The 22,377-nt window shown below is 61.7% G+C and carries 22 protein-coding genes and 1 pseudogene; 14 read left to right on the top strand and 9 right to left on the bottom strand.

The window, feature by feature from the left end; translation table 11 throughout:
• Nucleotides 1–86 precede the first annotated feature (86 nt).
• A complete protein-coding gene (locus tag ACTHN9_RS21095) occupies nt 87–581 on the bottom strand; it encodes a Spy/CpxP family protein refolding chaperone (protein ID WP_440538715.1) in 495 nt (164 codons plus the stop codon).
• 342 nt (nt 582–923) lie between these two features.
• On the opposite strand from ACTHN9_RS21095, the gene panE reads away from it, so the two are divergent.
• The 3 genes from panE to ACTHN9_RS21080 all read left to right on the top strand — a co-directional run bounded on the left by panE (nt 924) and on the right by ACTHN9_RS21080 (nt 3,699).
• Entirely contained in the window at nt 924–1,865 is a 942-nt protein-coding gene (gene panE / locus ACTHN9_RS21090) for a 2-dehydropantoate 2-reductase (RefSeq protein WP_440538714.1), read from the top strand.
• A gap of 36 nt (nt 1,866–1,901) precedes the next feature.
• A complete protein-coding gene (locus tag ACTHN9_RS21085; RefSeq protein ID WP_440538713.1) occupies nt 1,902–2,366 on the top strand; it encodes an Lrp/AsnC family transcriptional regulator in 465 nt (154 codons plus the stop codon).
• A gap of 235 nt (nt 2,367–2,601) precedes the next feature.
• Nucleotides 2,602–3,699: a saccharopine dehydrogenase C-terminal domain-containing protein gene (locus tag ACTHN9_RS21080; RefSeq protein ID WP_440538712.1), complete on the top strand. Its 1,098-nt coding sequence runs from the start codon at nt 2,602–2,604 to the stop codon at nt 3,697–3,699.
• 219 nt (nt 3,700–3,918) lie between these two features.
• On the opposite strand, the gene ACTHN9_RS21075 is transcribed toward ACTHN9_RS21080, so the two are convergent.
• Complete coding sequence (locus ACTHN9_RS21075; protein ID WP_440538711.1) at nt 3,919–4,512, bottom strand: AAA family ATPase; 594 nt, start codon at nt 4,510–4,512, stop codon at nt 3,919–3,921.
• The gene (hpaR, locus tag ACTHN9_RS21070) at nt 4,509–5,000 is read right to left on the bottom strand and encodes a homoprotocatechuate degradation operon regulator HpaR (protein WP_440538757.1); all 492 of its coding nucleotides are present in this window, start codon (nt 4,998–5,000) and stop codon (nt 4,509–4,511) included. The genes ACTHN9_RS21075 and hpaR overlap by 4 nt, the downstream gene beginning before the upstream one ends.
• 199 nt (nt 5,001–5,199) lie before the next feature.
• On the opposite strand from hpaR, the gene ACTHN9_RS21065 reads away from it, so the two are divergent.
• The 4 genes from ACTHN9_RS21065 (at nt 5,200) to ACTHN9_RS21050 (ending at nt 8,770) form a co-directional block, all read left to right on the top strand.
• On the top strand, nt 5,200–6,276 hold the full coding sequence (locus ACTHN9_RS21065) for a glycosyltransferase family 4 protein (RefSeq protein WP_440538710.1): 1,077 nt from the start codon (nt 5,200–5,202) through the stop codon (nt 6,274–6,276).
• A gap of 121 nt (nt 6,277–6,397) precedes the next feature.
• A complete protein-coding gene (locus ACTHN9_RS21060) occupies nt 6,398–6,928 on the top strand; it encodes a GbsR/MarR family transcriptional regulator (protein WP_440538709.1) in 531 nt (176 codons plus the stop codon).
• Between the two features lie 100 nt (nt 6,929–7,028).
• Nucleotides 7,029–8,297, top strand: coding sequence for an SDR family oxidoreductase (locus ACTHN9_RS21055; RefSeq protein WP_440538708.1), 1,269 nt, complete (start codon nt 7,029–7,031; stop codon nt 8,295–8,297).
• Nucleotides 8,294–8,770, top strand: coding sequence for a DUF2269 family protein (locus ACTHN9_RS21050; protein ID WP_440538707.1), 477 nt, complete (start codon nt 8,294–8,296; stop codon nt 8,768–8,770). The genes ACTHN9_RS21055 and ACTHN9_RS21050 overlap by 4 nt, the downstream gene beginning before the upstream one ends.
• A 12-nt stretch (nt 8,771–8,782) precedes the next feature.
• Here ACTHN9_RS21050 and ACTHN9_RS21045 read toward each other — a convergent pair whose 3' ends face one another.
• Nucleotides 8,783–11,185: a penicillin acylase family protein gene (locus ACTHN9_RS21045; protein ID WP_440538756.1), complete on the bottom strand. Its 2,403-nt coding sequence runs from the start codon at nt 11,183–11,185 to the stop codon at nt 8,783–8,785.
• Between the two features lie 21 nt (nt 11,186–11,206).
• On the bottom strand, nt 11,207–12,067 hold the full coding sequence (locus ACTHN9_RS21040; RefSeq protein WP_440538706.1) for a MurR/RpiR family transcriptional regulator: 861 nt from the start codon (nt 12,065–12,067) through the stop codon (nt 11,207–11,209).
• A gap of 491 nt (nt 12,068–12,558) precedes the next feature.
• Between ACTHN9_RS21040 and ACTHN9_RS21035 the strand changes: the two genes are divergently transcribed.
• Complete coding sequence (locus ACTHN9_RS21035; RefSeq protein ID WP_440538755.1) at nt 12,559–13,041, top strand: DUF2778 domain-containing protein; 483 nt, start codon at nt 12,559–12,561, stop codon at nt 13,039–13,041.
• Nucleotides 13,038–13,307 carry a hypothetical protein gene (locus ACTHN9_RS21030; protein WP_440538705.1) on the top strand — a complete coding sequence of 90 codons (270 nt, stop codon included), beginning with the start codon at nt 13,038–13,040 and terminating at the stop codon, nt 13,305–13,307. The genes ACTHN9_RS21035 and ACTHN9_RS21030 overlap by 4 nt, the downstream gene beginning before the upstream one ends.
• 8 nt (nt 13,308–13,315) lie before the next feature.
• Here ACTHN9_RS21030 and ACTHN9_RS21025 read toward each other — a convergent pair.
• Nucleotides 13,316–13,600 (bottom strand): annotated as a pseudogene (locus ACTHN9_RS21025) (helix-turn-helix domain-containing protein); the annotation flags it as partial.
• Between the two features lie 277 nt (nt 13,601–13,877).
• Complete coding sequence (locus tag ACTHN9_RS21020) at nt 13,878–14,381, bottom strand: DinB family protein (protein WP_440538704.1); 504 nt, start codon at nt 14,379–14,381, stop codon at nt 13,878–13,880.
• Nucleotides 14,382–14,506: 125 nt separating this feature from the next.
• Between ACTHN9_RS21020 and ACTHN9_RS21015 the strand changes: the two genes are divergently transcribed.
• The 5 genes from ACTHN9_RS21015 (at nt 14,507) to ACTHN9_RS20995 (ending at nt 19,238) form a co-directional block, all read left to right on the top strand.
• On the top strand, nt 14,507–15,304 hold the full coding sequence (locus tag ACTHN9_RS21015) for an AraC family transcriptional regulator (protein WP_440538703.1): 798 nt from the start codon (nt 14,507–14,509) through the stop codon (nt 15,302–15,304).
• Between the two features lie 1,083 nt (nt 15,305–16,387).
• Nucleotides 16,388–17,002 carry a TetR/AcrR family transcriptional regulator gene (locus tag ACTHN9_RS21010; RefSeq protein ID WP_440538702.1) on the top strand — a complete coding sequence of 205 codons (615 nt, stop codon included), beginning with the start codon at nt 16,388–16,390 and terminating at the stop codon, nt 17,000–17,002.
• Between the two features lie 72 nt (nt 17,003–17,074).
• Nucleotides 17,075–17,563: an adenosine-specific kinase gene (locus ACTHN9_RS21005; protein ID WP_440538701.1), complete on the top strand. Its 489-nt coding sequence runs from the start codon at nt 17,075–17,077 to the stop codon at nt 17,561–17,563.
• Nucleotides 17,564–17,670: 107 nt separating this feature from the next.
• The gene (locus ACTHN9_RS21000; RefSeq protein ID WP_440538700.1) at nt 17,671–18,441 is read left to right on the top strand and encodes a 2OG-Fe(II) oxygenase; all 771 of its coding nucleotides are present in this window, start codon (nt 17,671–17,673) and stop codon (nt 18,439–18,441) included.
• A 191-nt stretch (nt 18,442–18,632) separates the two neighbouring features.
• Nucleotides 18,633–19,238, top strand: coding sequence for a phosphoribosyltransferase (locus tag ACTHN9_RS20995; protein ID WP_440538699.1), 606 nt, complete (start codon nt 18,633–18,635; stop codon nt 19,236–19,238).
• Between the two features lie 48 nt (nt 19,239–19,286).
• Here ACTHN9_RS20995 and ACTHN9_RS20990 read toward each other — a convergent pair whose 3' ends face one another.
• Both ACTHN9_RS20990 and ACTHN9_RS20985 read right to left on the bottom strand, forming a co-directional pair.
• Nucleotides 19,287–20,990, bottom strand: coding sequence for a SpoVR family protein (locus tag ACTHN9_RS20990; protein ID WP_440538698.1), 1,704 nt, complete (start codon nt 20,988–20,990; stop codon nt 19,287–19,289).
• Nucleotides 20,987–22,255 (bottom strand): YeaH/YhbH family protein, encoded by a 1,269-nt coding sequence (locus tag ACTHN9_RS20985; protein WP_440538697.1) that lies wholly within the window; start codon nt 22,253–22,255, stop codon nt 20,987–20,989. Before ACTHN9_RS20985 ends, ACTHN9_RS20990 begins: the two co-directional genes overlap by 4 nt.
• Between the last annotated feature and the right edge of the window lie 122 nt (nt 22,256–22,377).

The raw sequence follows: 22,377 nt of genomic DNA, 5'->3' as shown, positions 1-22,377 counted from the left end.
GACGCGCACGCCTTTCGTTCTGCCGACGGCCGTTCTGCCTAGCTTGGCGGGCCGACCGGCCAAACACAGCTAAGCGGCGGGCGCGATTACGGCTGCGCCGGGGCGGCCGCCTTCCCGTCGTGGCGTTCGCGACCGTGGTGCTCGCCGCGCTCGCGGAACGTCGTGTCGGCAACCTTCTTTTGCTCGGGCGAGAAGCTGCCGTAGAGCGGCTCGAAGGCATCGACGAGCTGCTTCATGTCGTCCGCATGCGCTTGGGCGATCTCGGCATATTGCTTCATGTTGTCGAGCGCCGATTGGGTTTGCTCCGCTTGCGTACGCTGAACGAAGAGTCGGCTCATGTTCTGGGCGTTACTGCGCATGACGTCGGCGAACGTTTTCCATTGCGGCTCTTGCGCCGCGGTGATCTTCAACTGCGAATGAAGATAGGCGATGCGCTCCTCGACGCGCGCTTCGCGTTTGGCCGCGCGAGCCGCTTGCGGCGTGCTGGCCGCCATGCTCGATGCCGCTTGCGGCGCCGAGGCCTGCGCGAACGCGCCGCTCGTGGCGAGCGCGCACGCGAGAATGACGATTGTTCGTTTCATTGAACCTCCTGCAGTCGTGTGGACGAAGTCAAAACCGGCGCAACGGCGCCGGCGATCTCGACTCAGCATGCTTTGCCGCATGTTCTCAGCCTGGCGCTAGTTTAACCAGGCAATCGCGATGTTATTGCCCGGTGAGACATACGCTTACATCTGAAACCGATCTGTTTTAGGCAAGAATAGGCCACCTCACGCGCCCGGTCGCTCGCGACACGTCCGGCGACATTTCGCCTTGTACGCAGGCCGTACGCGAGCCGCACGCGGTTTCGCACGGCGTATTACAGTAGCGACTTCACATCCGCGGCGTAGCGGCGGGCAAGGCGGCGCCAATCTCGGGGGATGACAATGCGAATTCTAGTGGTGGGCGCCGGTGCGGTCGGCGGATACTTCGGCGGACGGATGGCGTTGGCCGGGCAGGACGTGACGTTTCTCGTACGCGAGGCCCGCGCCAAGGCGTTGGCCGAAAACGGTCTCGTCATCAAGAGCCCGAACTCGGAGGTCAAGCTGTCCGAGGTCAAGACGGTGCAGCGCGCGCAGATCGACGGCGCGTACGACCTCATCGTGCTCAGTTGCAAAGCCTACGATCTGGAAAGCGCGATGGACTCGTTCGCGCCCGCGGTAGGACCGTCGACGACGATCTTGCCGTTGCTCAACGGAATGCGGCATCTCGACGTGCTGCGGGCCCGCTTCGGGCAGGCGAGCGTGCTCGGCGGCGTATGCCTGATTGCGGCCACGCTCGACGCCTCGCACGCCATCGTCCAGATGACCGACATGCATGCGATCGTATTCGGCGAACTCGACGGCGCGAAGAGCGCCCGCGTGGAAGCGATCGCGGCCGCGCTGCGCACGGGCGGCTTCGACGTCGACCCGATCGATACGATCGTCCAGCAGATGTGGGAGAAATGGGTGTTTCTGGCGACGCTGGCCGGCAGCACGTGCCTCTTTCGGGCGAGCGTCGGCGATATCCTCGCCTCGCCCGGCGGCGAAGCGGCGATGCGCGCGTTGTTCGAAGAATGCGCCGCCGTGGCCGGTGCACATGGCCACGCGATGCGTGCGCCGTTCGCCGAGCGTGCGCGCGGCATGCTGTTCGCGCCCGGCTCGTCGCTGACGGCCTCCATGCTGCGCGATATCGAGAACGGACTGCGCACCGAGGGCGACCACGTACTCGGCGATCTGCTGGCTCGGCGGCCCCCCGAGCGAACGGATCCGGCCGATCGCGTCGTTCCGACGATGCTCGAATTGGCCTACACCCACGTGAAAGCCTACGAAGCGCGGCATCGGCGATAATCGAAGGCTTTCGTTCACGCCAGCCGTAATGATTCGATGAGACCTCCGCGCCTCGACCAACTCGACGAACTCGACCGTAACCTTCTGACACTGTTGCAGGGGAATGCGCGCGAGAGCGTCGCGAACTTGGCGCGCCAACTCGGCGTCGCCCGTACGACGGTGTTGGCCCGCCTGGAGCGGCTCGAACGAACGCAAGTGATCGCCGGTTACGGCGTGCGGCTCGGCCAGGATGTGCTCGATGCCAGCATCAACGCGTATGTCGGCATCATCCTGGCGCCGAAGTTCGGTCCGAGCGCGCTCAAGCGGCTCGAAAAGATGCCCGAAGTGCAACTGCTATGCGCGGTCAGCGGCGAGTACGACTACGTGGCCTGGTTGCGCGCCGCTTCGCCCGATCGGCTCAACGAGCTGCTCGATCAAATCGGCCAACTCGAAGGCGTCGAGCGGACGACCACCTCGATCATTCTCGCTCGCAAGATCGACCGCGGCGCGTTCGGCGCCTAAGTCCCGCTTCCAGGCGCTCGTCCGGCCCACAGGCCTCGTTTTCGCTCCATTCTGACGAAATGTAGCGCAGAGACGACATTTCGACGAAAACTCACGTCGAAACGCAGCACATTGCGCCTATTTTCCGTTTTTGTCCCTTTCTACACTGTTTCCAACACGACGCGAGGCTCAGCGCGGCACCGCGAAACACTCGAAAACTCGAAGCACTCGAAACGGAAAACGAAGGAGAAAACGCATGAAAGTAGCCATCGTCGGTGCAGGGCTGATCGGCCACACCATCGCCCACATGCTGCGTGAGACCGGCGACTACGAAGTCGTGGCGTTCGATCGCGACAGCCACGCGCTCGAGAAGCTGGCGCGGGAAGGGATCGCCACCGAGCGGGTCGACTCGGCGGATTCGAATGCGATTCGTGCAGCGGTACAAGGCTTCGATGCGCTCATCAATGCGCTGCCGTACTACCTCGCCGTGAACGTGGCCGCCGCGGCCAAGGCGGCCGGCGTTCATTACTTCGATCTGACAGAAGATGTGCGCGCCACGCATGCGATTCGCTCGCTGGCCGAGGGCGCACCGCAAGCGTTCATGCCGCAATGCGGTCTGGCGCCCGGTTTCATCGGCATTGCCGCGCATGAGTTGGCCAACCGCTTTTCGGAAATCCGGGAAGTGAAGATGCGCGTCGGCGCACTGCCGGAGTTTCCGACGAATGCGCTCAAGTACAACCTGACGTGGAGCGTCGACGGGCTCATCAACGAGTATTGCCAACCGTGCGAAGCGATCCGCGATACGCGTACGCAATGGGTTCAGCCGCTGGAAGGGCTCGAACATTTCTCGCTCGACGGCACCGAATACGAAGCGTTCAATACGTCGGGCGGGTTGGGCACGCTGTGCGAAACCCTGTCGGGCCGCGTCGAATCGCTCGACTACAAATCGGTCCGCTACCCGGGCCATCGCGACCTCGTGAAGTTCTTGTTGGAAGATCTGCGTCTTTCGTCCGACCGCGATACGCTCAAGACGATCATGCGCCGGGCGGTGCCGTCCACCTCGCAAGATGTGGTGCTGATTTTCGTGACGGTGACGGGGATGCGCGACGGCCAGCTCGTGCAGGACGTCTTCACGCGCAAGATCTTCGCCAATACGGTCTGCGGCATGCCGATGAGCGCGATTCAGATCACGACGGCCGGCGCGATGTGCGCGGTGCTCGACTTGTTCCGCGAAGGCAAGCTGCCTGAGAGCGGATTCGTGCGGCAAGAGCAAGTTTCGCTACGCGATTTCCTCGACAATCGCTTCGGCCGGCTGTACGAAGGCGCCACCCTCGAATCGATGGTCGCAGCCTGAGCATCCGCGCGGCGCACGCTGCGCGCGAGACGAATGCCTATCCGGCGTCGCGCCGGATCGAGGGCAACCTGAGAGCGCCGGCGCCATCGGGCGCCCGCCGAACGACGAAGCGGCACCTAGCAGGGCCTCGAGAACGCCGCTCGAAGAAGAGGGCAGCCACGCATGCGCTCGCGCGTGCGTGGCGAACCTCCTTTTGCCAAGCCACGCGCGCATTCGCGCTCAGCTGTTTCCCACGGGTTTCAAGACATCGCGCAGCAGGGCGTCGAATTCGGCCGCTGTGGGCGCCGTGTTGTCGAACATGATGAGTCCTTCGCGCGCGGCGCCGCTCGGAACGAACCGGCGCTGCCGGTATTCGTCCCAATGAGCGAGCTTGTAGGCGTCGTTGGGATTGTGGCGCGCGATGATCCGCGCATGCGCCGTTTCCTCCGACGTATAAACCCAGACGATCCGAATCTGCACGTCGGCGCTGACGCCGAGCCATTGGCGGTCGACCAGCTTGCGCTCGCGCACCTCTCGCGAAAGCGGCCCGACCACGATCGTGCCTATGCCGAGTTCCAAGTTCTCGCGCGCGGTGTCGATCAACCCCTGGTATTCCGGGTCGCGCAAATGCTGAAGGTACAGCGGGCTGTCGCGGTCGTTGGCGTCGCCCGTCAACGCCCCCATCGCCGCAGCGCTATAGCGCCCGTAAAGCGTGTCTTTGTCGAGCAGGCAGAAGGCCTCGCCGGTCTCGCGCATGAGCGGGCCGACGAGCCGCTTCGCAATCGTGGTCTTGCCCGTGCCGGAATGCCCGCAGATGAAGATAAGGTGCGTCACGACCCGGTTTCCTTGCAAAGTGCCGATGCAGCGTGATCGCAGGGCTCGTGAGCGGCTGGCACCGCTTCGATCAGCGTATCGAGACGGCAGTAGATGTCGTCCAGCACCGCCTGGCCCAAACGCGCTTCGAGCCGCGCGTACTCCATATCGACGCGTGGCCGGATCTGCGCGATCATCGCCCGGCTTTTTGTTGTCAAGCCAACGATCCATTTACGCTGGTCCGCGGGCGGCCGCTCGCGGCCGATGAGCCCATCGCGTTCCATGCGCTCTAGCACGCCGGTCAAGCTCGGACTCAGGATGCAGGACAGTTTCGCGATCTGCCCCGCTTCGAGTTCGTTGCGCGGCGCTTCGTCGAGCGTACGCAGAATCCGCCATTGTTGTTCCGTCAGCGAATAATCCTTCAGGATCGGTCGAAATATGCCCATCAGCGCTTCGCGCGCTTGCAGCAGGAGCATGGCCAGATTCCGATGGTCGAACGTTCGCGTCATGATGGCGAAGGTGGGTTGCTTTGCGGGCATATTAACAGCGCGACGCCCAAATCGGTGCACACGGAATGCATCGTCCGGTCAGCGGGATATGACGCGAGCGGTAGGCATGCGCCGTGCGCACGGGCTGACATCGTGCCGCTCGGTGCCGATGCGATCGAGCAGCGCGTTGCCAATGCTCGCCCAATGCGGAGGCCGCCCGATGCGCATTGCCCAAGTCGCGCCGCTGTACGAATCCGTTCCGCCATACGGGTATGGCGCGACCGAACGCGTCGTCCACTATTTGACGGAAGCGTTGGTGGCGCTCGGCCATCATGTGACGCTGTTCGCGTCGGCCGATTCGACGACGTCCGCCGAACTTGTTCCGATCTGCGATCGCGGCCTCTGGCGCGATGCCGGCGTGTGGGACACCTTGACCCATCATGTGCGCGAGGTCGAAGCGGTGCTGCAGCGAGCTGGGCGTTTCGACATCGTCCATTTCCATATCGATCCGCTCTATTTTCCTTGCGCGCGCCGCTTGCCTTGCGCTCATGTCACGACGATGCACGGACGCTTATTGCCCGCGGACCATGGGCCGTTGCTGCGCGAGTTTTCCGACGCTCCGCTCGTGTCCATTTCCGATAGTCAACGAGCGCCGATTCCTTGGGCGAATTGGCAAGCGACGATTCATCACGGATTACCGGCGCAAGCGTTTTCCTTCAATGAAGAGGCTGACGATTACCTCCTGTTTATCGGCAGGATGATGCCCGAGAAGCGTCCCGACCTCGCGATCGAAATCGCGCGACGCGCGGGGCGCCGATTGAAGATGGCCGCGAAGGTGCATCCCGGCGAGAAGGCCTATTTCGACGAACAAATCTTGCCGGTGATCGAAGCCAACCGCGAGGCGGTCGATTACCTGGGCGAAGTGGGGGGAGCCGAGCGGGTCGCGTTGTTGTCGCGTGCGCGGGCATTGCTGTTTCCGATCGAATGGCCGGAACCGTTCGGGATGGTCATGATCGAGGCGATGGCTTGCGGTACGCCAACCATTGCGTTTCGCCGAGGTGCCGTGCCCGAGGTGCTGGCAGACGGCGTGACCGGATACATGGTGGACGATATCGAGGCGGCGGTCGAGGCGGTCGCACGGCTCGATGCGATCGACCGGCGCCAATGCCGAAGCGCCTTCGAAGGGCGCTTTACGAGTGAGCGAATGGCGCGCGATTACATGGCGGTGTATGAGGCGTTGCTAGCACGGCATGGTATGCGCGACGAGCGGGTTCGGGATCTGTCGCGGCGGGCGTGAGGGCGGCAGCGATGGAGCCATCGAGCCTCTTGCCGGCGCGGGCAGGGCGTCGGCATAGCGGGTGTCGCTGTCTGATGTTTCTGTCTTGACAGAAATTCCAGAAAACCCTACATTTCCCTCCATGGAACTTACGCCCGTCTCCGAAAAATTCATTCTCCATTGGGGAGAAATGGGCTCCCGTTGGGGGGTCAACCGCACGGTGGCTCAGATTCACGCGCTACTGTTTCTCGCCGGCAAGCCGATGGCCGCCGACGAAATCGCGGAAACGCTCGCGGTCGCGCGCTCGAACGTCAGCAACAGCCTCAAAGAGCTGCAAGCGTGGCGGCTCGTGCGCGTAGTTCATACGATGGGCGACCGGCGAGACCATTTTCAAACCTCGACGGACATCTGGGAATTGTTCCGGCTGATCGTCGAAGGGCGGCGCCAACGCGAGATCGATCCGACCTTGACCGTGCTGCGCGACTGCCTCATGAGCCCGGAGTTGGCGCAAGAACCGAAGGAAAGCGCGCAGCGCATTCAAGAGACGATGGAATTTCTCGAAACGTTGACGACCTGGACCGACGAAATGCTGCGGCTCAAGCCCGAGACTTTGATGAAAGCGCTCGGCATTGGCGCTCGCATCAGCCGTACCGTCCGACGCAGCAAAACCTGACCGACACGCGGCGGGCCGATCGAGCTCGCCTTTTTTAGCGCGGCCTATTTCTCTCTTTACAGAAATAACTGCAATAACTCAAAACACCCCGGAGCACGTCATGAAAGTACTCGTGTGCGGAGCAGGCGGATTTATCGGCGACGCGATCGCACTGCGCCTCGCACGCGACGGCCATACCGTCGTGCGAGGCGTGCGCCGGCGCGTCGACCCGTCGGACATGACCATCGACTATACGGTGGATCGCACCCCCCAGCATTGGCTCGAGAAGCTGGGCGATGTGGATGCGGTCGTCAACGCGGTCGGGATCATTACCGAGCGCGGCGAGCAAACGTTCGAACGCATTCATGCCGAGGCGCCGATTGCGCTGTTCACGGCCTGCGGCATGAAGGGGATACGACACGTTGTGCAAGTGTCCGCATTGGCTGCGGATTCCCGCGAGACACCGTACTTCGCCAGCAAATGCAACGCCGACGATTTTCTGTTGGCGCAGCCCATCGACGCCCACGTGATTCGTCCCGCCTTGGTGTATGGGGCGAAAGGCACGTCCGCCCGCTTGTTTCGCACGCTGGCGAGCGTGCCCGTTCACGTCCTTCCGGCCGGAGGACATCAAGCGCTGCGGCCGGTCCACATCGACGATCTGTGCGACCTCGTTGCACGCATGCTCACGCTAAGTCGCGATCTGGAATGCGCGCGCTGCGCTTGTATCGAGGCAGTCGGCGCCACGGAAACGACGTATCGCGACATGCTGCGCACCTATCGCGAATCGATGGGGCTGTCGAAGGCATTCGCCATCGGCATCCCCGCCACGTTGATGCGTTGGGCCGCAGTCGCTAGCGCGCGCGTGCCCGGTGCCATGTTGACCCCCGACACGTGGCACATGCTTCAGCGCGGAAACACGGCACCTGTGCAACCGTTCGCCGAGGCGCTCGGCCGAGCGCCTCGCGGAATCGAAGCGTTTATCGGTCCGCGCGAGGCGCTCGCGCTGCGCGCCGAAGCACTGGGTGCTTGGCGCAATACACTGCTGCGGGTCGCGCTGGCCATCGTTTGGATCGGTACGGCGCTTGTAAGCGCGTTCGCTTTCCCGCGTGCCGCGAGCCTCGCTCGATTGAGCCACTTCGGTGTGCATGGCCTGGCAGCCGATGCGGCGCTGTACGGCGCATGCGCGCTCGATTTCGGCTTCGGCGTCGCGACGCTGCTCAAGCCGGGGCGGCGGCTTTGGCTGGGTCAGATAGCGCTCATGCTCGGCTACACGCTGCTGATTGCCATTGCGCTTCCCCAATTCCTGATCGAACCGTTCGGCCCGATTCTCAAGAACGTGCCGATTCTTGCGATGCTTATCCTTCTATCGAACGAGGAGACGCGGGCATGAATGCCTATTTGCTCATCAAGACCTTGCATATCCTCTCCTCGGTATTGCTCGTCGGTACCGGCTTCGGAAGTGCTTTTTACCTGTTCTTTATAAACCGTACGGGCTCGGTGCAAGCCATTGCCGCGGTGTCGAGATTGGTCGTCCGGGCCGATTGGTGGTTCACTACGCCCACCGTGCTGTTTCAGCCGCTCTCGGGCCTTTGGCTCGCGCATACGGCCGGGTGGGCCTGGAATACGCCCTGGGTCATGGTATCCGTCGCGTTGTATACGATCGCCGGGTTATGCTGGTTGCCGGTCGTGTGGATCCAAATCCAGATGCATCGCATCGCTGTGGAAACGGCGGAATGCGGACACGCGACGCTTCCGGCGCTTTACTGGCGCTACGCGCGCATGTGGGAATGCCTGGGTTATCCCGCGTTCGTCGCGCTGCTGGTCGTGTACTTCCTCATGGTGTCCAAGCCGGCGCTGCTTTAGACGGACGCTCGCTCATTGCACCATGGGTTTCAACCGAAGCAGATGCGTGCGTGGCCCGGGCAGCAAAGGGGTGCGTTGCCCGTGCACCCAAGCTTCGTGTCCAGCCAAGAAGTAGGGGCTTAGCGGATTGCCGCTTTGCCCGCCCGGCATGTTGAAGATGCCTTGATCCTCGTGCCCCGGAGAGACGACCATCCGCTCCGACTGTCCGAACGAAGGCGCGGCGACGCGAGGCATGTTGCCGTCGCCCGGTAAGGGGTCGCTCGGCGCCGCTAGCCAGCGCGCGAGGAACGGCATACCGGTAACGAACGGATGCGCGATGCGGGCCGCGTTGCGGCGTCCCCACGTGGCGTCTTGCAGGCGTGCCCCATGGGCCGTCAGCTTGGCAATGGAATCGTCGATCGCCGCGAGTTCCACGTCACTCCACGTCCCCCGATTTTTCGGAAGCCAGTTCGCCGGTTGTCGATCCACGAGATGCGCCAACACCACCGGCCAGCGCGGCGTGGCGACGGCGAAGCTGGCGGAGGGATCGAGGGTTTGCATGTCCCGGTCGGCCTCGGCGAAGAGTTCGCCATACAGGCTGTTCAAAAAACTTCGAGCCAAGCGATACGCCACCGAGTCGTCGCAAGCACATCCGTTCCAGCGTTCAAGCAATAGGCGCCGAAACTCGGCACGTTCGGGATGGCCCGTCAACGCGTGCTCGTCCAAAGCGCGCAACGCACGATCTCGCCAGGCGGACATGAAGAGCGCGCGGTCGTCTACGCCCGGTGCGTAGGCGCGCGCTTCATCCATGACGCGTTGCGCGGCAAGGTCGTCGCGAATCTGACGCCCTCGCGCGCCCAGGTCGGCACCGCCGTCGCCGATGGCGCCGTAGCCGGCGCCGGCCAATTGACGCGCGTTGGACGACCAAACCTGGCCGGACGCGGGATTGACGATCGAGGGATGATCTTGCGGCGCGAGCAGGAAGTGCCATCCTTTACCGCCATTTGCCGACGAGTACGGGAACGTATCGCCCCAGTCGGTTTCGCGTTTCGGCATGGGGCCGGCGATCGTCCAGCCGATATTGCCGGCGGCATCCCCGGCGACGAGATTTTGCGCCGGGAGCCCGGCAGACTGGCCCACGGACAATGCCTCGCGCACGTTAGCCGCGCCTTCCATCTGCAGCAAACCCAAGTTGACTGCATCGCGGTCCTCGGCGACCCATCGGACCGCATAGCGTTTATCGCCAACCTGCCACACCGGCCCGAGACCGGACTCGGACACATGGATCGTCTGGGGCGCGGCGCCATTGACTTGCAGTACCTCGTCGCGCGATCGGAGCGGGGCCCATCCCGTCGGCGTTCGATAGCGATCGGGTTGGTGGGGATCGAGTTCGAGTTCGACGAGATCGAGGTAGTCGCCGTAACTATTGGTGAATCCCCACGCGAGCGCCCCGTTGCTGCCCGCCACCATAACCGGTGCGCCTGGCAGCGTGACGCCGACGACGCGTCGCTGGGTGCCGGACGGGGACGGATAGTCGAGCACGGCGCGATACCAAATATTCGGCAGGCGCAGGCTCAGATGCATGTCGTTGGCGACGATCGCGCTGCCGGTCGTCGTCCGCTTGCCCGATATCGCCCAATTGTTGCTGCCGACCGCCGTGCCGAACGGTATCTGCGCCACCGACTCCGACGGCGAACCGCCGAACCAATCCGGCGCGGCGCCCTGAACGGTCTGCGCGTTTCGGTCGATGGATGCGGCATCGAGCGGCGCATCCCATTCGCTGTCCTCGGGCAGCAGCGTTTTCAGCGCCGAAGGGGCCGTATGCTCGCGCAACCAACCCCGCGCGAAGTCGCGGTGCAATTGACTCGACTGCAGCTCGAAATACATCGACCAGACGACGAGCAAGCTGTCTTGAGCGCGCCATCGAACCGGAGTCGTCCGCAGCACGATATATTCGAACGGTCGCACCGTTAGCGCCGCGAGGCCAGCATTCACGCCGGCGGCGTAGCGTTCCAAGATCGTTTTGTCGGCCGGTGAAAGGGTGGAGAAGGCTTGATCGGCAAGGCGGTTGAACGCGTATATCCGGCGTTGACGATCGATGCCAAGGACGGAGGGGCCCAGCAGGGCGGCTAGGCTGCCTGTCGCCGACCGCCTGAGCAGATCCATTTGGAAGAAGCGTTCCTGCGCGTGCACGAACCCGGTCGCATAAGCGAGATCTTCGCGCGTGCCGCCCGACAAGGTGGGTACACCCTGCGCGTCGCGTGCGATGTCTACCTCGCCATGCAATCCGGTTGCGACCTTCGTACCGTCGAGCACGGGCAGGCCAAGCGCCAACGTCGCGATGCACGCCAATAACGCAAGCGCGCAGAGCGCCGCGATTGCGATCATCCACTTGGCGGTGAAGCGAACCGCATTGCGTCGACGAGGCAGTGCCATGCTCATGAGGCGGGTCCGTTGTTATGGCGTGTAGGCGCCGTGTCGATGCAAGGCCGTCTCGGCCAGGCCGAGCCGCTCGACCGCGTCCGGCCCTTCGAGCGAGAGCAGTTGGGCGACCAGCAACTCCGCTATTGCATTGGCGGCTAGCAGCGACGGGAAGAAGGAAGGGGTGTCGTGCGAAAAAAGCAGGACCTCGTCCGCGTTGAGCGCGATCGGCGAGACCGCGCTGTCCGTCAGCGCAATCAGCTTGGAGCCCTGATTCACCGCGGCTTCGGCAACACGTACGGCCTCGACCGAGTAGGGGGCAAAGCTCACGACGACGGTCGCATGCTTGCTCTCTATACCGCGGAGTTCCATCTCGAGGGTGCCGGCTTCCGCAGAGATGAGGCTAACCGACGACCTGAACAATCGATAGCCATAGACGAGCCCGAACGCGACCGGGAAGCACGACCTGAAACCGGCGACATGCACATGCGCCGCCTTGCGCAAGAGCTTGGCGACGCTACCGACGGCCTGTGCGCTTTGACTGAAGGTTAGCTCGAGATTGTGCGTTTGAGCGGCCGTCAGCCGATGCGAAAGCGAGTCGCCGGAACTCCCTTTAATCAATGTTTTGGCGCGCGACGTAAGGGGTTCCGGGCGTGTCCGGACACGACTGACGAACACTTCCCGCAGTTCGCTCCAGCCCGGATAGCCAAGCTGTTGGGCCAGTCGAACCATGGCTGCGGGCTGAACGTTGGCTCGCTCCGCCACCTTGCGCATCGATAGCACCGCGACTTCGTCGGGGTTGTCTAGCAAAAAGGCCGCACCGATCTGAAATTGCGGGCTGAAACTCGGAAAACGCTCGCGGATGAGCGCAGCAAGGGCTTCAAAGTTATTCGTCACGTCTGTGGTCTGCGCAATCGAGGAATAGTTAAACAGCACGGACGCTGGGCGTCGGCCGAACTTCCGATCATTCGGAAACCGGATTCGGAAGCGTCACCGGCCGATCTTACAACGATTGTTGTCGACACCTTGCTCGACATGGGGCGTACCGCGACGAACATGGTTGGCAACAGCATTGCCTCGTGGGTTGTGGCGAAGTGAGAAGGGCTGCTTGGTGGCGGGCAGCAATATGCCGCGCTGGAGGAGGGGCGTCGGGGGCCGGTGGACACGAATCGATCGGGGATCCGGGAGGGACGCCGCGGTTGTCACCCGTCGCAGTGTCGGGGTCTGGGACGGAGCCGCGATTCAACGATTCAATGGGAGCTACGCGACCGGCGTGGTCTGAATGGCATCGGGCAATGCCGGACGGAAATTCGAAAGGCGAGTTCTCGACGAAGTGACAGCGGTTTCTCTATAATCGGGCGACATCATAAAAATAGAGGGCCACATCAATACCTGTTCGTTGCACCTTTTTGCTGAATAATCAGCCTATGTCCACGCTAATTTGCCCCGGTTTCGGTTCGCTGGCGGCGTTTTCCGGCAAGCCGTCGTATGTCGATAACCCGGATGCGACGGCGGTTGCGAACGCCGGGCCGCTGCCGAAGGGCACTTACTACATCGTGAGTAGGCAAAGTGGTGGGCGGTTGGGCTGGCTGTGGGATTGGCTTAAGGATCACGGGTCGCACGTGCACCACGACGATTGGTTCTCGCTCTATCGCAACGATAATGTCATTGACGATTACACAGTTATCGATGGCGTTAAGCGGGGGAACTTCCGCTTGCATCCGAACGGTCGATTCGGCGTGAGCGAAGGGTGTATAACGCTGGCGTCAACATCTCAATTTTATAAGCTGCGCGATTTTTTGTTGTCGCAAGAGACGAGGGTGGTTCCTGGTACGACGATTAAATACTACGGAACGGTGGAGGTGCGATGAGCCGGCTCTTATCAGGGCTCGTCGCCATCGCGCTAACAATACCTGTGTTCCTGGGCCTGACAAAGATCGACGCCATTCCTGGTTGGCTGTATAGCGAGCGTGGCTATGCTGTCCTGTCTCCCTTGTTTCACATGTTTGGCGCGGTTGGTGTCGAGGGACATGAGGACGTGATAATCGGCGTCTTGTTGACCGTGAGTTTTGTGATTGCCTTGGCTATCGTCTACGGCGGCCCAGCGCTGTGGCGTATCACTCGACGCGCGCGTTAAAAAAGGACGAGCGTCGGCCCGAAATCGGCGTAGCGATCACGAATGATCGTCAGCGCCCGGGCTGCGAGATCGCCGTCGAGTCGACGATTGCCGGGCTTGGTTCGATGACCAAACACCAGCCCGGCCGGCCCGTGTTCCCGAAACCGGGCAGCCAGCCGGCGAATCTGTCGCGTCGTCAGCTCCAGCCGGTCGGCCGCACGCCATGGCTGCAACTTGCCGTCCACCACGTCCTGAATGACCTTGAATCGGTCCAGCTCGCGCATCGTCATCGTTATCCGTTCTGTCGCAGCCATCTGGGCCTCCAGCACCGGGAACACGGCGGCCGGATAGCTTACGCTGCTCGTAAGCGGACATTTCTAAGTAGCCCAAATCGGACATTACTAAAAAGCTCTAACACCCAATCGGTTGATAATTCATGTTATGTCAAATCAACTATCCATCGTATCCACTACAACAGGCAGCCGTTCGGTCAGCGCGCCCATCCGCGCTTCTTGATCGGTCTCGCGCGGTCCCAGGCTAAGAATCCAAAGCGCTTCCCGCCTGGGCCGCGACCTCCCTTCGCGCCGAACCTCAGTTCCAAACCCGCTCGCACAGATAGACCGTCAGGTCCGTTTTCGGCGCGCCGATCGACATTCTGTACAACATGTCGGCGACAAATCCTCGGTGGTACGTGTAGTGATTGACGACGTGCAGGAACATTTCCCTGCGCGTCATCGCGCCTTCGCTGCCGTCCAGAAACCGAAAACGAAGACGCTCATCGAGTTCGCCGTCTTGCACTTCATCGACCCACGCCACATACCACGCATCGAGATCGCGTTGCATGACGCGCAGCGCCTCGAACGTCGTCGTCTCGGGTACATTGCGGACCTCGAAGCCGTGAGCGCGCCGCTCGATATGAGCCCGAAAAATCGCCCCGACAGCGTAGCCATGGCCCAGCGTACGCGACAGACTCCCCAACACGCTTTCGCAAGGCGCGCCGATTGCGGCCTCCGGCAAGCCCGCCACCGTCTCGAAGATGGCCGCATTCGCCCACTGGCTATACCGGGCCAGCATTCTCTCGTTGTTCGACGTCATCGATACCTCTTGAAGAAATGAACCCTACCGTCCGCGTGCGAAGATCGCCGCGGACCACCGGCATGGTAGATTTCGCCGCGGTGTCTCACATTCACAATCGGGTCAATTCAACAAGAGTTTGGGCCATGACAGTCGCCATCCCGGTGAGCTATGCGGAAGTCCCTCGGGACGTCATCGCAATAGAACGCCTCTACCCTTCGGGCTTCGTCTTTCCCGACCATACGCATGCGCGCGGCCAATTCGCCTACGCGGCCGAAGGGTCGATGACCGTCGTCACTGCCCAGGGCAACTGGGTCGTTCCGCCTCAATGTGCGATTTGGCTCCCCGCGCAAGCCACGCACGGCATGCAGATGAACGGCAACGTGCGGATGCTCAATGCGTTCGTTCGCGCGCGTCCGAAACACAACAGCCGATTGCTGTCTCGATGCCACGTCCTGAGCACGTCGCCCCTGCTTAGAAACCTTATGTTCGAAGCGGTCCGACAACCCGCCCTATATGCGCCAAAGACGCGCGCCGCGCGAATAATGGATTTGCTCGTGGACGAAATCGCCGCCATGCAGCCGCTTGCGCTCAACGCACCCTTACCCAACGAGCCGCGCTTGGCGGCACTGTGCCGAGCAATGCTTTTAGCGCCTTCCGCTGCGTTTGGCGTCGATGAGGCAGCAAGCCGCGTCGCGCTAAGCCGACGCAGTTTCACACGGTTGTTCCGCAGCGAATTGGGCGTGAGCTTCGTCGCTTGGCGAGAACAGGCATGTCTGTTGAACGCCATCGCTCGCTTTGCGCAGGGCGCCTCGATCACGCAAGTGGCGCTGGATCTCGGTTACGGCAGCCCCGCCGCCTTCTCCGGCATGTTCAAACGTGTCGTCGGCGTCGCCCCGCACGTGTATCGAGCGTCGGGACAAGTTCCACAGGGCGCCCGTTAAGATCGAACCGATGTAGCAGGCTCGTTTCTTCGACGGTCAGTAGCGAACTCGCACGCGATCGAATGCGCCCGCTTCTTCGCTGGGCGTCTGTCCGCACGACGAACGTTTTCGTTTTCGTCCCCGCCGCGGCATATCGCTCCGTCACCTCAGCCCCGTTCATAAGCTGCGACGACTTCAAGATGGGCGCGGTCACCCGATACAGTCGATCGGCGTCGGGCCCAAACATATACAAGTACCCGTCATTGCCGTCGACGTGGAGTTCCGACTCGCCCAGTGCTCCGGCGCCCGCGCGCTTGATCGCACCCTCCAGCCGGCGTTCCAGCGCGTGAAGTCGCGCCGCGTCTTTCGGGTAGTAATCGAAATGAACCATCACCGCGGGCCCCGCGGGTCTGGCTTGCTCCCCGGCAGCCTGCACGCTACCCACTAAGATCGTCAAACTTGCTACCGCCATGAGTGTTGCTTTCTTTAACATCGGCACGGTACCCCATCGAAGCGATGACTCATCGAAAACCCCAATCCGCTAAAAAACGTTGCGATGCCATAGTCGTCGTTTCGAACGACAGCTGCGATCCAATCGGAAAGTCAATCCCGCGAAAATGGGATGCGTTCCGGGCGAAACGCCAAATGAAAACGAACGACGAAGACAAATACCAGTACCAGTAAGGCGACGATTCCTCGTAGTGCGTCGACGGTATCTTACGGTTTTTTCTTCGGCTGCATCGACTGGCATCGATGCGCTCGATCGGATGAAGACGGCATTATGCATGATCGGCGACGCGCTCGCCCTGTCCACGCGTCTGGAGCCTGGTTTTGAGATATCGCGCACAATTGAGATTGGCATTGGTTTTCGTTGCAATTTTTCAAGTCGCCGCCAATCCTGTCAACGTTGACAGTATCGCCGCGCGGAAATTCGATTAATATTTTTCGACTTCGTCGGTGGTGTCTCGATACGGCATAAAAGCGAGATGCGATGTCAACGATGACGAGTATCGGCGGTCGAAAATCGATGAATTCGAGCGTCTCCCTATTGACGCACCATTCAGTGCGACGATAATGCAGGTCATTTAAAACCGTCATATCGATATGTCAGCAAAACGTCAGCAGATCGTGAACGCTGCGACCCGTCTATTCGGTCTCTACGGATACCACAGCGTGGGGATCGATTGGGTCATTGCGGAGGCGCACGTTACCAAGACGACGATGTACCGTCATTTTCCTCTTAAGACAGATCTGATCGTCGAGGTGCTGCAGCAACGCGCGCAAGCGCATGCGATCTCCCTGGAAGCGGCGCTTTCGCAAGCGCGCTCGCCGCTCGAATGCATGAAAAAGGTGTTCGATTGGCACCACGATTGGTTCAATGGCGAGCACTTCGCCGGCTGCATGTTTGCGCACGCCGCAGCCGAATTTCCGTCCAAGGGCTACCCGATTCATAACGCAGCGGTCGAGCAAAAAGCCGCGTTGACTCGGCGAATCGAACACATTCTGTTAGAGATGATGGAAGCGGACGAAGCCCAAGCGTTGGCGCCTGTTATCGTGATGTTGCTCGATGGCGCTACGCTGTCGGTTCAGGTCACCGGACGAACCGACGCCGCCACCGTTGCCTGGGCCCGTGCGCGGGAAATGATTCTGGCGCGTTCCCGAACGCCCAGTGCGCCTACCCGGCCGGACTCGCTCTCGGTTGCCGTTGCGACAAGCTGAGAGCGGTACGTCGAACGCCTAGAATGAGTTGAATGCGAGCCCGCCTCGGACCCGCCCTTTTGCGAGGTCGCCATGCTTCAACTCCTTACCGTGACCGTCTCGAATCCGGACAACCTCAATGTCATTCTGGGCCAGACCCATTTCATCAAATCCGTGGAAGATATCCACGAAGCGCTGTTCGAAGCCGTGCCGGGCATCTCGTTCGGCTTGGCCTTTTGCGAGGCGTCGGGCAAGCGCCTCGTGCGTCGCTCCGGCACCGACGCTGCCCTGACGGAGCTTGCCTGCCGCAACGCGCAAGCCATCGGCGCGGGTCACAGTTTCATCGTCTTTCTCGGCCAGGGCTACTTCCCGGTTAATGTGCTGCCGAAGATTCGCAACGTGCCGGAGGTGTGCCGCATCTTTTGCGCGACGGCCAATCCGGTTGAAGCGGTGGTGGCCGAAACGGGCCAAGGCCGCAGCATCCTCGGGGTGGTCGACGGTTTCCCCCCGCTCGGCATCGAGACGGACGAGGATATCTCCGCACGCAAGGCGCTGTTGCGTGAATTCGGCTACAAGGGCTAGCTGCGGCGGCCGTCCTCCGAATCAAATCGCAAGATTTCGAAAGTAGCGGAGAAATCGCACGCGCACAATCGAGTACGCCCTCGACCTGCATGGAGCGTTTTTCGAGCATGTCCGCCCCCACCCTTCTCCTACCCGACACCGGCCGTGTTTCGGACGAATCCGATGCCGTTCGCGCGGCCGTTGCCAATCTCGATGCGATCGACTGGCCCAGCGTCTTGCAAACGCTCGATACGCGCGGATCGGCCGTCGTTCCGGCGCTGTTGCCGGCGGCCGAGTGTCGTGCGCTGGCGGCGCTTTACGATGCGCAATCGCTCTATCGGAGCCGGGTGGTCATGAGCCGTCATGGCTTCGGGCAAGGCGAGTATCAGTATTTCGCCTACCCGTTGCCGCCGCTCGTCGCGGCGCTGCGTTCGGCCCTTTATCCGCGCCTCGTGCCGATTGCCAACCGGTGGAATCAAGCGATGGCGATCGACGTTCGCTACCCGAGAACACATCGGGCCTTCATCGACCGATGCCATGCGGCCGGCCAGCGACGGCCCACCCCGCTTATCCTTCGATACCGGCAAGACGATTACAACTGCCTGCACCAAGATTTGTACGGGGAACATGCGTTTCCGATCCAAGTGGCGATCTTGCTGTCGCAGCCGGGTCGCGACTTTACCGGCGGCGAATTCGTTTTGACCGAGCAACGGCCTCGCATGCAATCGCGAGCGGAAGTGGTCGCGCTGGAACAGGGCGATGCGGTGATTTTCGCGGTCAGCCATCGTCCCGTGCAGGGAACGCGCGGGCCCTATCGCGTCAATCTGCGCCATGGCGTGAGTCGCGTCCGTTCCGGCCTGCGCCACACGTTAGGCATCATCTTTCACGACGCGCTTTAGTCGCGCCGAGTGCGCAGGCCGTGCCGCGCCGCCGAACGTGCATAAGCCGATACGCCGGGCGGCGATGTCCGTCCTAAAATAAACGTGTCGCGACGATCGTTGGCCGGCCCGTACGACGGCCGCTCGCCGATCTCGATCCGCCTAGGCACGTTATGTATGCCCTTTTCAAAGATCGCCAGGAAGCGGGCCGCATGCTCGCCGAACGTTTGCGCGACGAAGCCGATGCGAGCGCACTCGTATTGGCGCTCCCGCGCGGGGGCGTTCCCGTTGCATTCGAAGTGGCGATGGCACTCGGCGCCGAACTCGACGTGCTTCCGGTACGCAAAATCGGTGTGCCCGGCCACAAGGAGTTGGCGATGGGCGCCATCGCAACGGGCGGCGCGCTGCAGGTCGAGCGCGACACCTTGAAGGCCGCGCAGGTTTCGCAAGCCCAATTCGACGCAGTGCTGGCACAAGAACGCGCCGAACTCGGCCGACGAGAGGGGCTTTATCGAGGAAATCGGCCTCCGGCTCGCGTCGAAGGTCGGACGGTGATACTCGTCGACGACGGCATTGCCACCGGGGCCACCATGAAGGCAGCCGTCCTGGCCGTGCGCGCCTGCCGCCCAGCCCGTATCGTCGCTGCCTTGCCGGTCGCGCCGGCCGGCATCGAAGCGGATTTCGCCGACACGGTAGATGCCTTCGTATGCGTCGCGCAACCGGCACTATTCTTCAGCGTCGGCCAACATTACGAGGACTTCGGAGAGACGACCGACGACGAGGTGCGCGCCCTACTCGAGCGCGCTTGGAACCGTTGAGCGTAACGGGCAGCGCGGGCGTTCGCCTCGCTGCCCTCGTCGTGACCGTTACAGCCTCACTGCCGGGGGCGTATAGCGGCAGTCGTAGCGCTTCCTGACCGTACCGTTTTCGTCGACGCTTTCCAGATACACGTCGAATTGCCACAGCCGCGCCATGTGCTTGAGCACTTCGTCGCTGTCGTTCGCCAAGTGCCGGTTGTCGCTCATGAAATGACGTAGTGTCAAACTGCGGTCTCCGCGCGTATTGACCGACCAGACCTGAATGTTCGGCTCGCGATGATGCATGTCGTATTGGCGCGACAGGGCCTGACGCACGTGTTGGTAGCCGCTGTCGTCATGGATCGCGGACACTTCGAGCGCATCGCGCGTATCGTCGTCGAGCACCGAGAACAAGCGCATGTCGCGAATCAGATGCGGCGACAAGTATTGAGCGATAAAGCTCTCGTCCTTGAAGTTGCGCATCGCGTAGTGCATCGTTTGCAGCCAAGGCGAGCCCGCGATATCGGGGAACCACCGGCGATCTTCTTCGGTCGGCGCCTCGCAGATACGACGAATGTCGCTCATCATCGAGAACCCGAGCGCGTACGGATTCATGCCGCTGTAGTACGGCTTGGTCACGGGCGGCTGATAGATGACGTTGCTGTGCGAGTGCAAGAACTCCATCATGAAACCGTCTTCGAGCAGCCCCTGGTTATAGAGCGTATTGAGCAGCGTGTAGTGCCAAAACGTTGCCCAACCCTCGTTCATGACTTGCGTTTGCCGTTGCGGATAGAAGTACTGGCCGATCTTGCGCACGATGCGGATCACCTCGCGCTCCCAAGGCTCCAGGAGCGGCGCATTCTTTTCCGCGAAATAAAGCAGATTTTCTTGCGGCTCGGGCGGAAAACGCTCCTCTTCCTCCTCGGCGAACGGCGTCTGGTGAGTAGGCAGCGTGCGCCATAGCTCGTTCACCTGCGATTGCAGATACGCTTCGCGCTCGCGGCGCAACGCGGCTTCCTTGGACAACGAGAGTTTCTGCGGCCGCTTGTAGCGGTCGACGCCGTAATTCATCAGCGCATGGCAAGAGTCGAGCAGTTCTTCCACGCGGTCCATGCCATAACGCTCCTCGCATTCGGCGATATAGTTCTTGCCGTACACGAGGTAATCGACGATGGCATGCGCGTCGGTCCACAGCCGGAAGAGATAATTGCCCTTGAAGAACGAGTTATGGCCGTAGGCTGCGTGCGCGATGACGAGCGCCTGCATCGTCATCGTGTTCTCTTCCATCAAGTACGCGATGCAAGGATTCGAATTGATGACGATTTCGTAGGCGAGCCCCATCTGGCCTCGCCGGTAGCTTTTTTCAGTCGATAGGAAATGCTTGCCGAAGGACCAGTGCCGATAGTTGACGGGCATGCCGACGGACGCATAGGCATCCATCATCTGCTCGGCGCTGATGAGTTCGAGTTGGATCGGATAGACGTCGAGTTCGTACTGCTCGGCGACTTGGGCGATGTGCGTGTCGTATTCTTCGATCAACTCGAAGGTCCAATCGGACGGCCACGGTAAAGGTCTGCGGTCGGCGACGTTCATACGGGGTTCCCTTTGCGCCACCACGGGGGCAACGGCTTCTGTCTGGCCTGGCGTCTTTTCGGTGTCGGCCGGCTCGGGCTTGGCGCTGCGCTTCGGGCGCGATCCGGGCTCGTGCGCGCCCTTGCCGCGGCGCTCCGGCTCATAGCCGCGCGACTCGTTATGCAGATGCTTAGTACTCATGAGGCCGCCACTTGCTTTTCGAACAGCTCCCGGAAAACGGGGTAAATATCGGCTGCGGCCTCCACCTTCTTCATCGCCAGATGAGGCTCCGTCATGGCGAGCTGCGCATACTCGAGCCACAAATTCTGCTCTTCGGGCGCGACTTGAATATAGGCGAAGTACCGTACCTTTGTCAGGATGTCGTCCTGCAAGATCCGGCGACACTTAGGCGAATCGTCGGTCCAGTTGTCCCCGTCCGACGCTTGAGCGCCGTAAATGTTCCATTCACTCGGCGAATAGCGCTCGTTCTGGATCTTGCGCATCAGTTCCAACGCACTCGATACCACCGTCCCGCCGCTTTCCGTCGAATGAAAGAATGTGTCCTCGTCCACCTCTTCGGCCCGGGTGTGGTGGCGGATGAAGACGACTTCGATCTTTTCGTAGTTCCGCTTCAGGAATAGATACAGAAGGATGAAAAAGCGCTTCGCCAGATCCTTGCGCTGCTCGTCCATCGAACCCGATACGTCCATCAGGCAAAACATGACCGCTTGGCTCGACGGCTGCGGCTGCTTCACGCGGTTGATGTAGCGCAGATCGAATGGGTCGATGAACGGGATCCGCCAGATGCGGCCGCGTAGATGATGCAACGCTTCCTCGAGCCGCTTCAATTCGTCGCCGTGATCGCCCGGCTCGCTCGAGAGCGCTTCGTATTGGCGTTCGAGTTCGTGCAGTTCGTTCACGAGCGGTGCGCCGAGCGCGATCCGCCGGCCTAGCGCACTGCGCAGCGAACGGACGACGTCGATGTTATTCGGCGTGCCCTCGGCCGCCCAGCCCGCGCGAATATTCTTCCAAGTGGGCACCGCCAGCAAATGCGTTTTGACGAGGCGTGGCAGTTCGAGATCATCGAAGAAGTACTGCATGAACTCGTCCCGGCTCAGCTCGAAGACGAAATCGTCCTGCCCCTCGCCCTCGTTGCTCGCCTGGCTGCCGCCACCGCCGCTGCCGCCGTTCGGCCGCGGAATTTTATCGCCGCGCACGTAATCGGCGTTGCCCGGGTGAACCAGTTCGCGCCGGCCCCCCGGACCGTGATGAAACTGCGGCTCGGCAATGTCCTTGCGCGGAATCGTGATGCTCTGCGTGTTTTGGATGTCCTTGATGCTGCGATCGCGCACCGCCTCCGAGACGGCGCGCCGAATATAGCTTTTTACACGGCGCAAAAAGCGCTCGCGATTCGCAATGCTCTTGTTCTTGCCAGCCAGCCTGCGGTCGATGATTTGGTGAAGCACATCCAGTCTCCCGCTTCTAGTTGCCGAAAGCGACCCGCCGAGCCCTGACGCAGGCACTGTGCCCACGCACCGCGCATCGCTTGCGGCTACAGCGCTACGTCGAAGCTCGCGGGCTTGGAGCC

The organism is Trinickia sp. (assembly GCF_051953405.1).
Lineage (GTDB): Bacteria > Pseudomonadota > Gammaproteobacteria > Burkholderiales > Burkholderiaceae > Trinickia.
This window is presented reverse-complemented; position numbering and strand designations above follow the sequence as displayed.

Coding starts and splice junctions, on each gene's coding strand:
- ACTHN9_RS21095 (WP_440538715.1), bottom strand. CDS start 581: ATGAAACGAACAATCGTCATTCTCGCGTGCGCGCTCGCCACGAGCGGC.
- panE (WP_440538714.1), top strand. CDS start 924: ATGCGAATTCTAGTGGTGGGCGCCGGTGCGGTCGGCGGATACTTCGGC.
- ACTHN9_RS21085 (WP_440538713.1), top strand. CDS start 1,902: ATGAGACCTCCGCGCCTCGACCAACTCGACGAACTCGACCGTAACCTT.
- ACTHN9_RS21080 (WP_440538712.1), top strand. CDS start 2,602: ATGAAAGTAGCCATCGTCGGTGCAGGGCTGATCGGCCACACCATCGCC.
- hpaR (WP_440538757.1), bottom strand. CDS start 5,000: ATGACGCGAACGTTCGACCATCGGAATCTGGCCATGCTCCTGCTGCAA.
- ACTHN9_RS21065 (WP_440538710.1), top strand. CDS start 5,200: ATGCGCATTGCCCAAGTCGCGCCGCTGTACGAATCCGTTCCGCCATAC.
- ACTHN9_RS21060 (WP_440538709.1), top strand. CDS start 6,398: ATGGAACTTACGCCCGTCTCCGAAAAATTCATTCTCCATTGGGGAGAA.
- ACTHN9_RS21055 (WP_440538708.1), top strand. CDS start 7,029: ATGAAAGTACTCGTGTGCGGAGCAGGCGGATTTATCGGCGACGCGATC.
- ACTHN9_RS21050 (WP_440538707.1), top strand. CDS start 8,294: ATGAATGCCTATTTGCTCATCAAGACCTTGCATATCCTCTCCTCGGTA.
- ACTHN9_RS21045 (WP_440538756.1), bottom strand. CDS start 11,185: ATGGCACTGCCTCGTCGACGCAATGCGGTTCGCTTCACCGCCAAGTGG.
- ACTHN9_RS21030 (WP_440538705.1), top strand. CDS start 13,038: ATGAGCCGGCTCTTATCAGGGCTCGTCGCCATCGCGCTAACAATACCT.
- ACTHN9_RS21020 (WP_440538704.1), bottom strand. CDS start 14,381: ATGACGTCGAACAACGAGAGAATGCTGGCCCGGTATAGCCAGTGGGCG.
- ACTHN9_RS21015 (WP_440538703.1), top strand. CDS start 14,507: ATGACAGTCGCCATCCCGGTGAGCTATGCGGAAGTCCCTCGGGACGTC.
- ACTHN9_RS21010 (WP_440538702.1), top strand. CDS start 16,388: ATGTCAGCAAAACGTCAGCAGATCGTGAACGCTGCGACCCGTCTATTC.
- ACTHN9_RS21005 (WP_440538701.1), top strand. CDS start 17,075: ATGCTTCAACTCCTTACCGTGACCGTCTCGAATCCGGACAACCTCAAT.
- ACTHN9_RS21000 (WP_440538700.1), top strand. CDS start 17,671: ATGTCCGCCCCCACCCTTCTCCTACCCGACACCGGCCGTGTTTCGGAC.
- ACTHN9_RS20995 (WP_440538699.1), top strand. CDS start 18,633: ATGCTCGCCGAACGTTTGCGCGACGAAGCCGATGCGAGCGCACTCGTA.
- ACTHN9_RS20990 (WP_440538698.1), bottom strand. CDS start 20,990: ATGAGTACTAAGCATCTGCATAACGAGTCGCGCGGCTATGAGCCGGAG.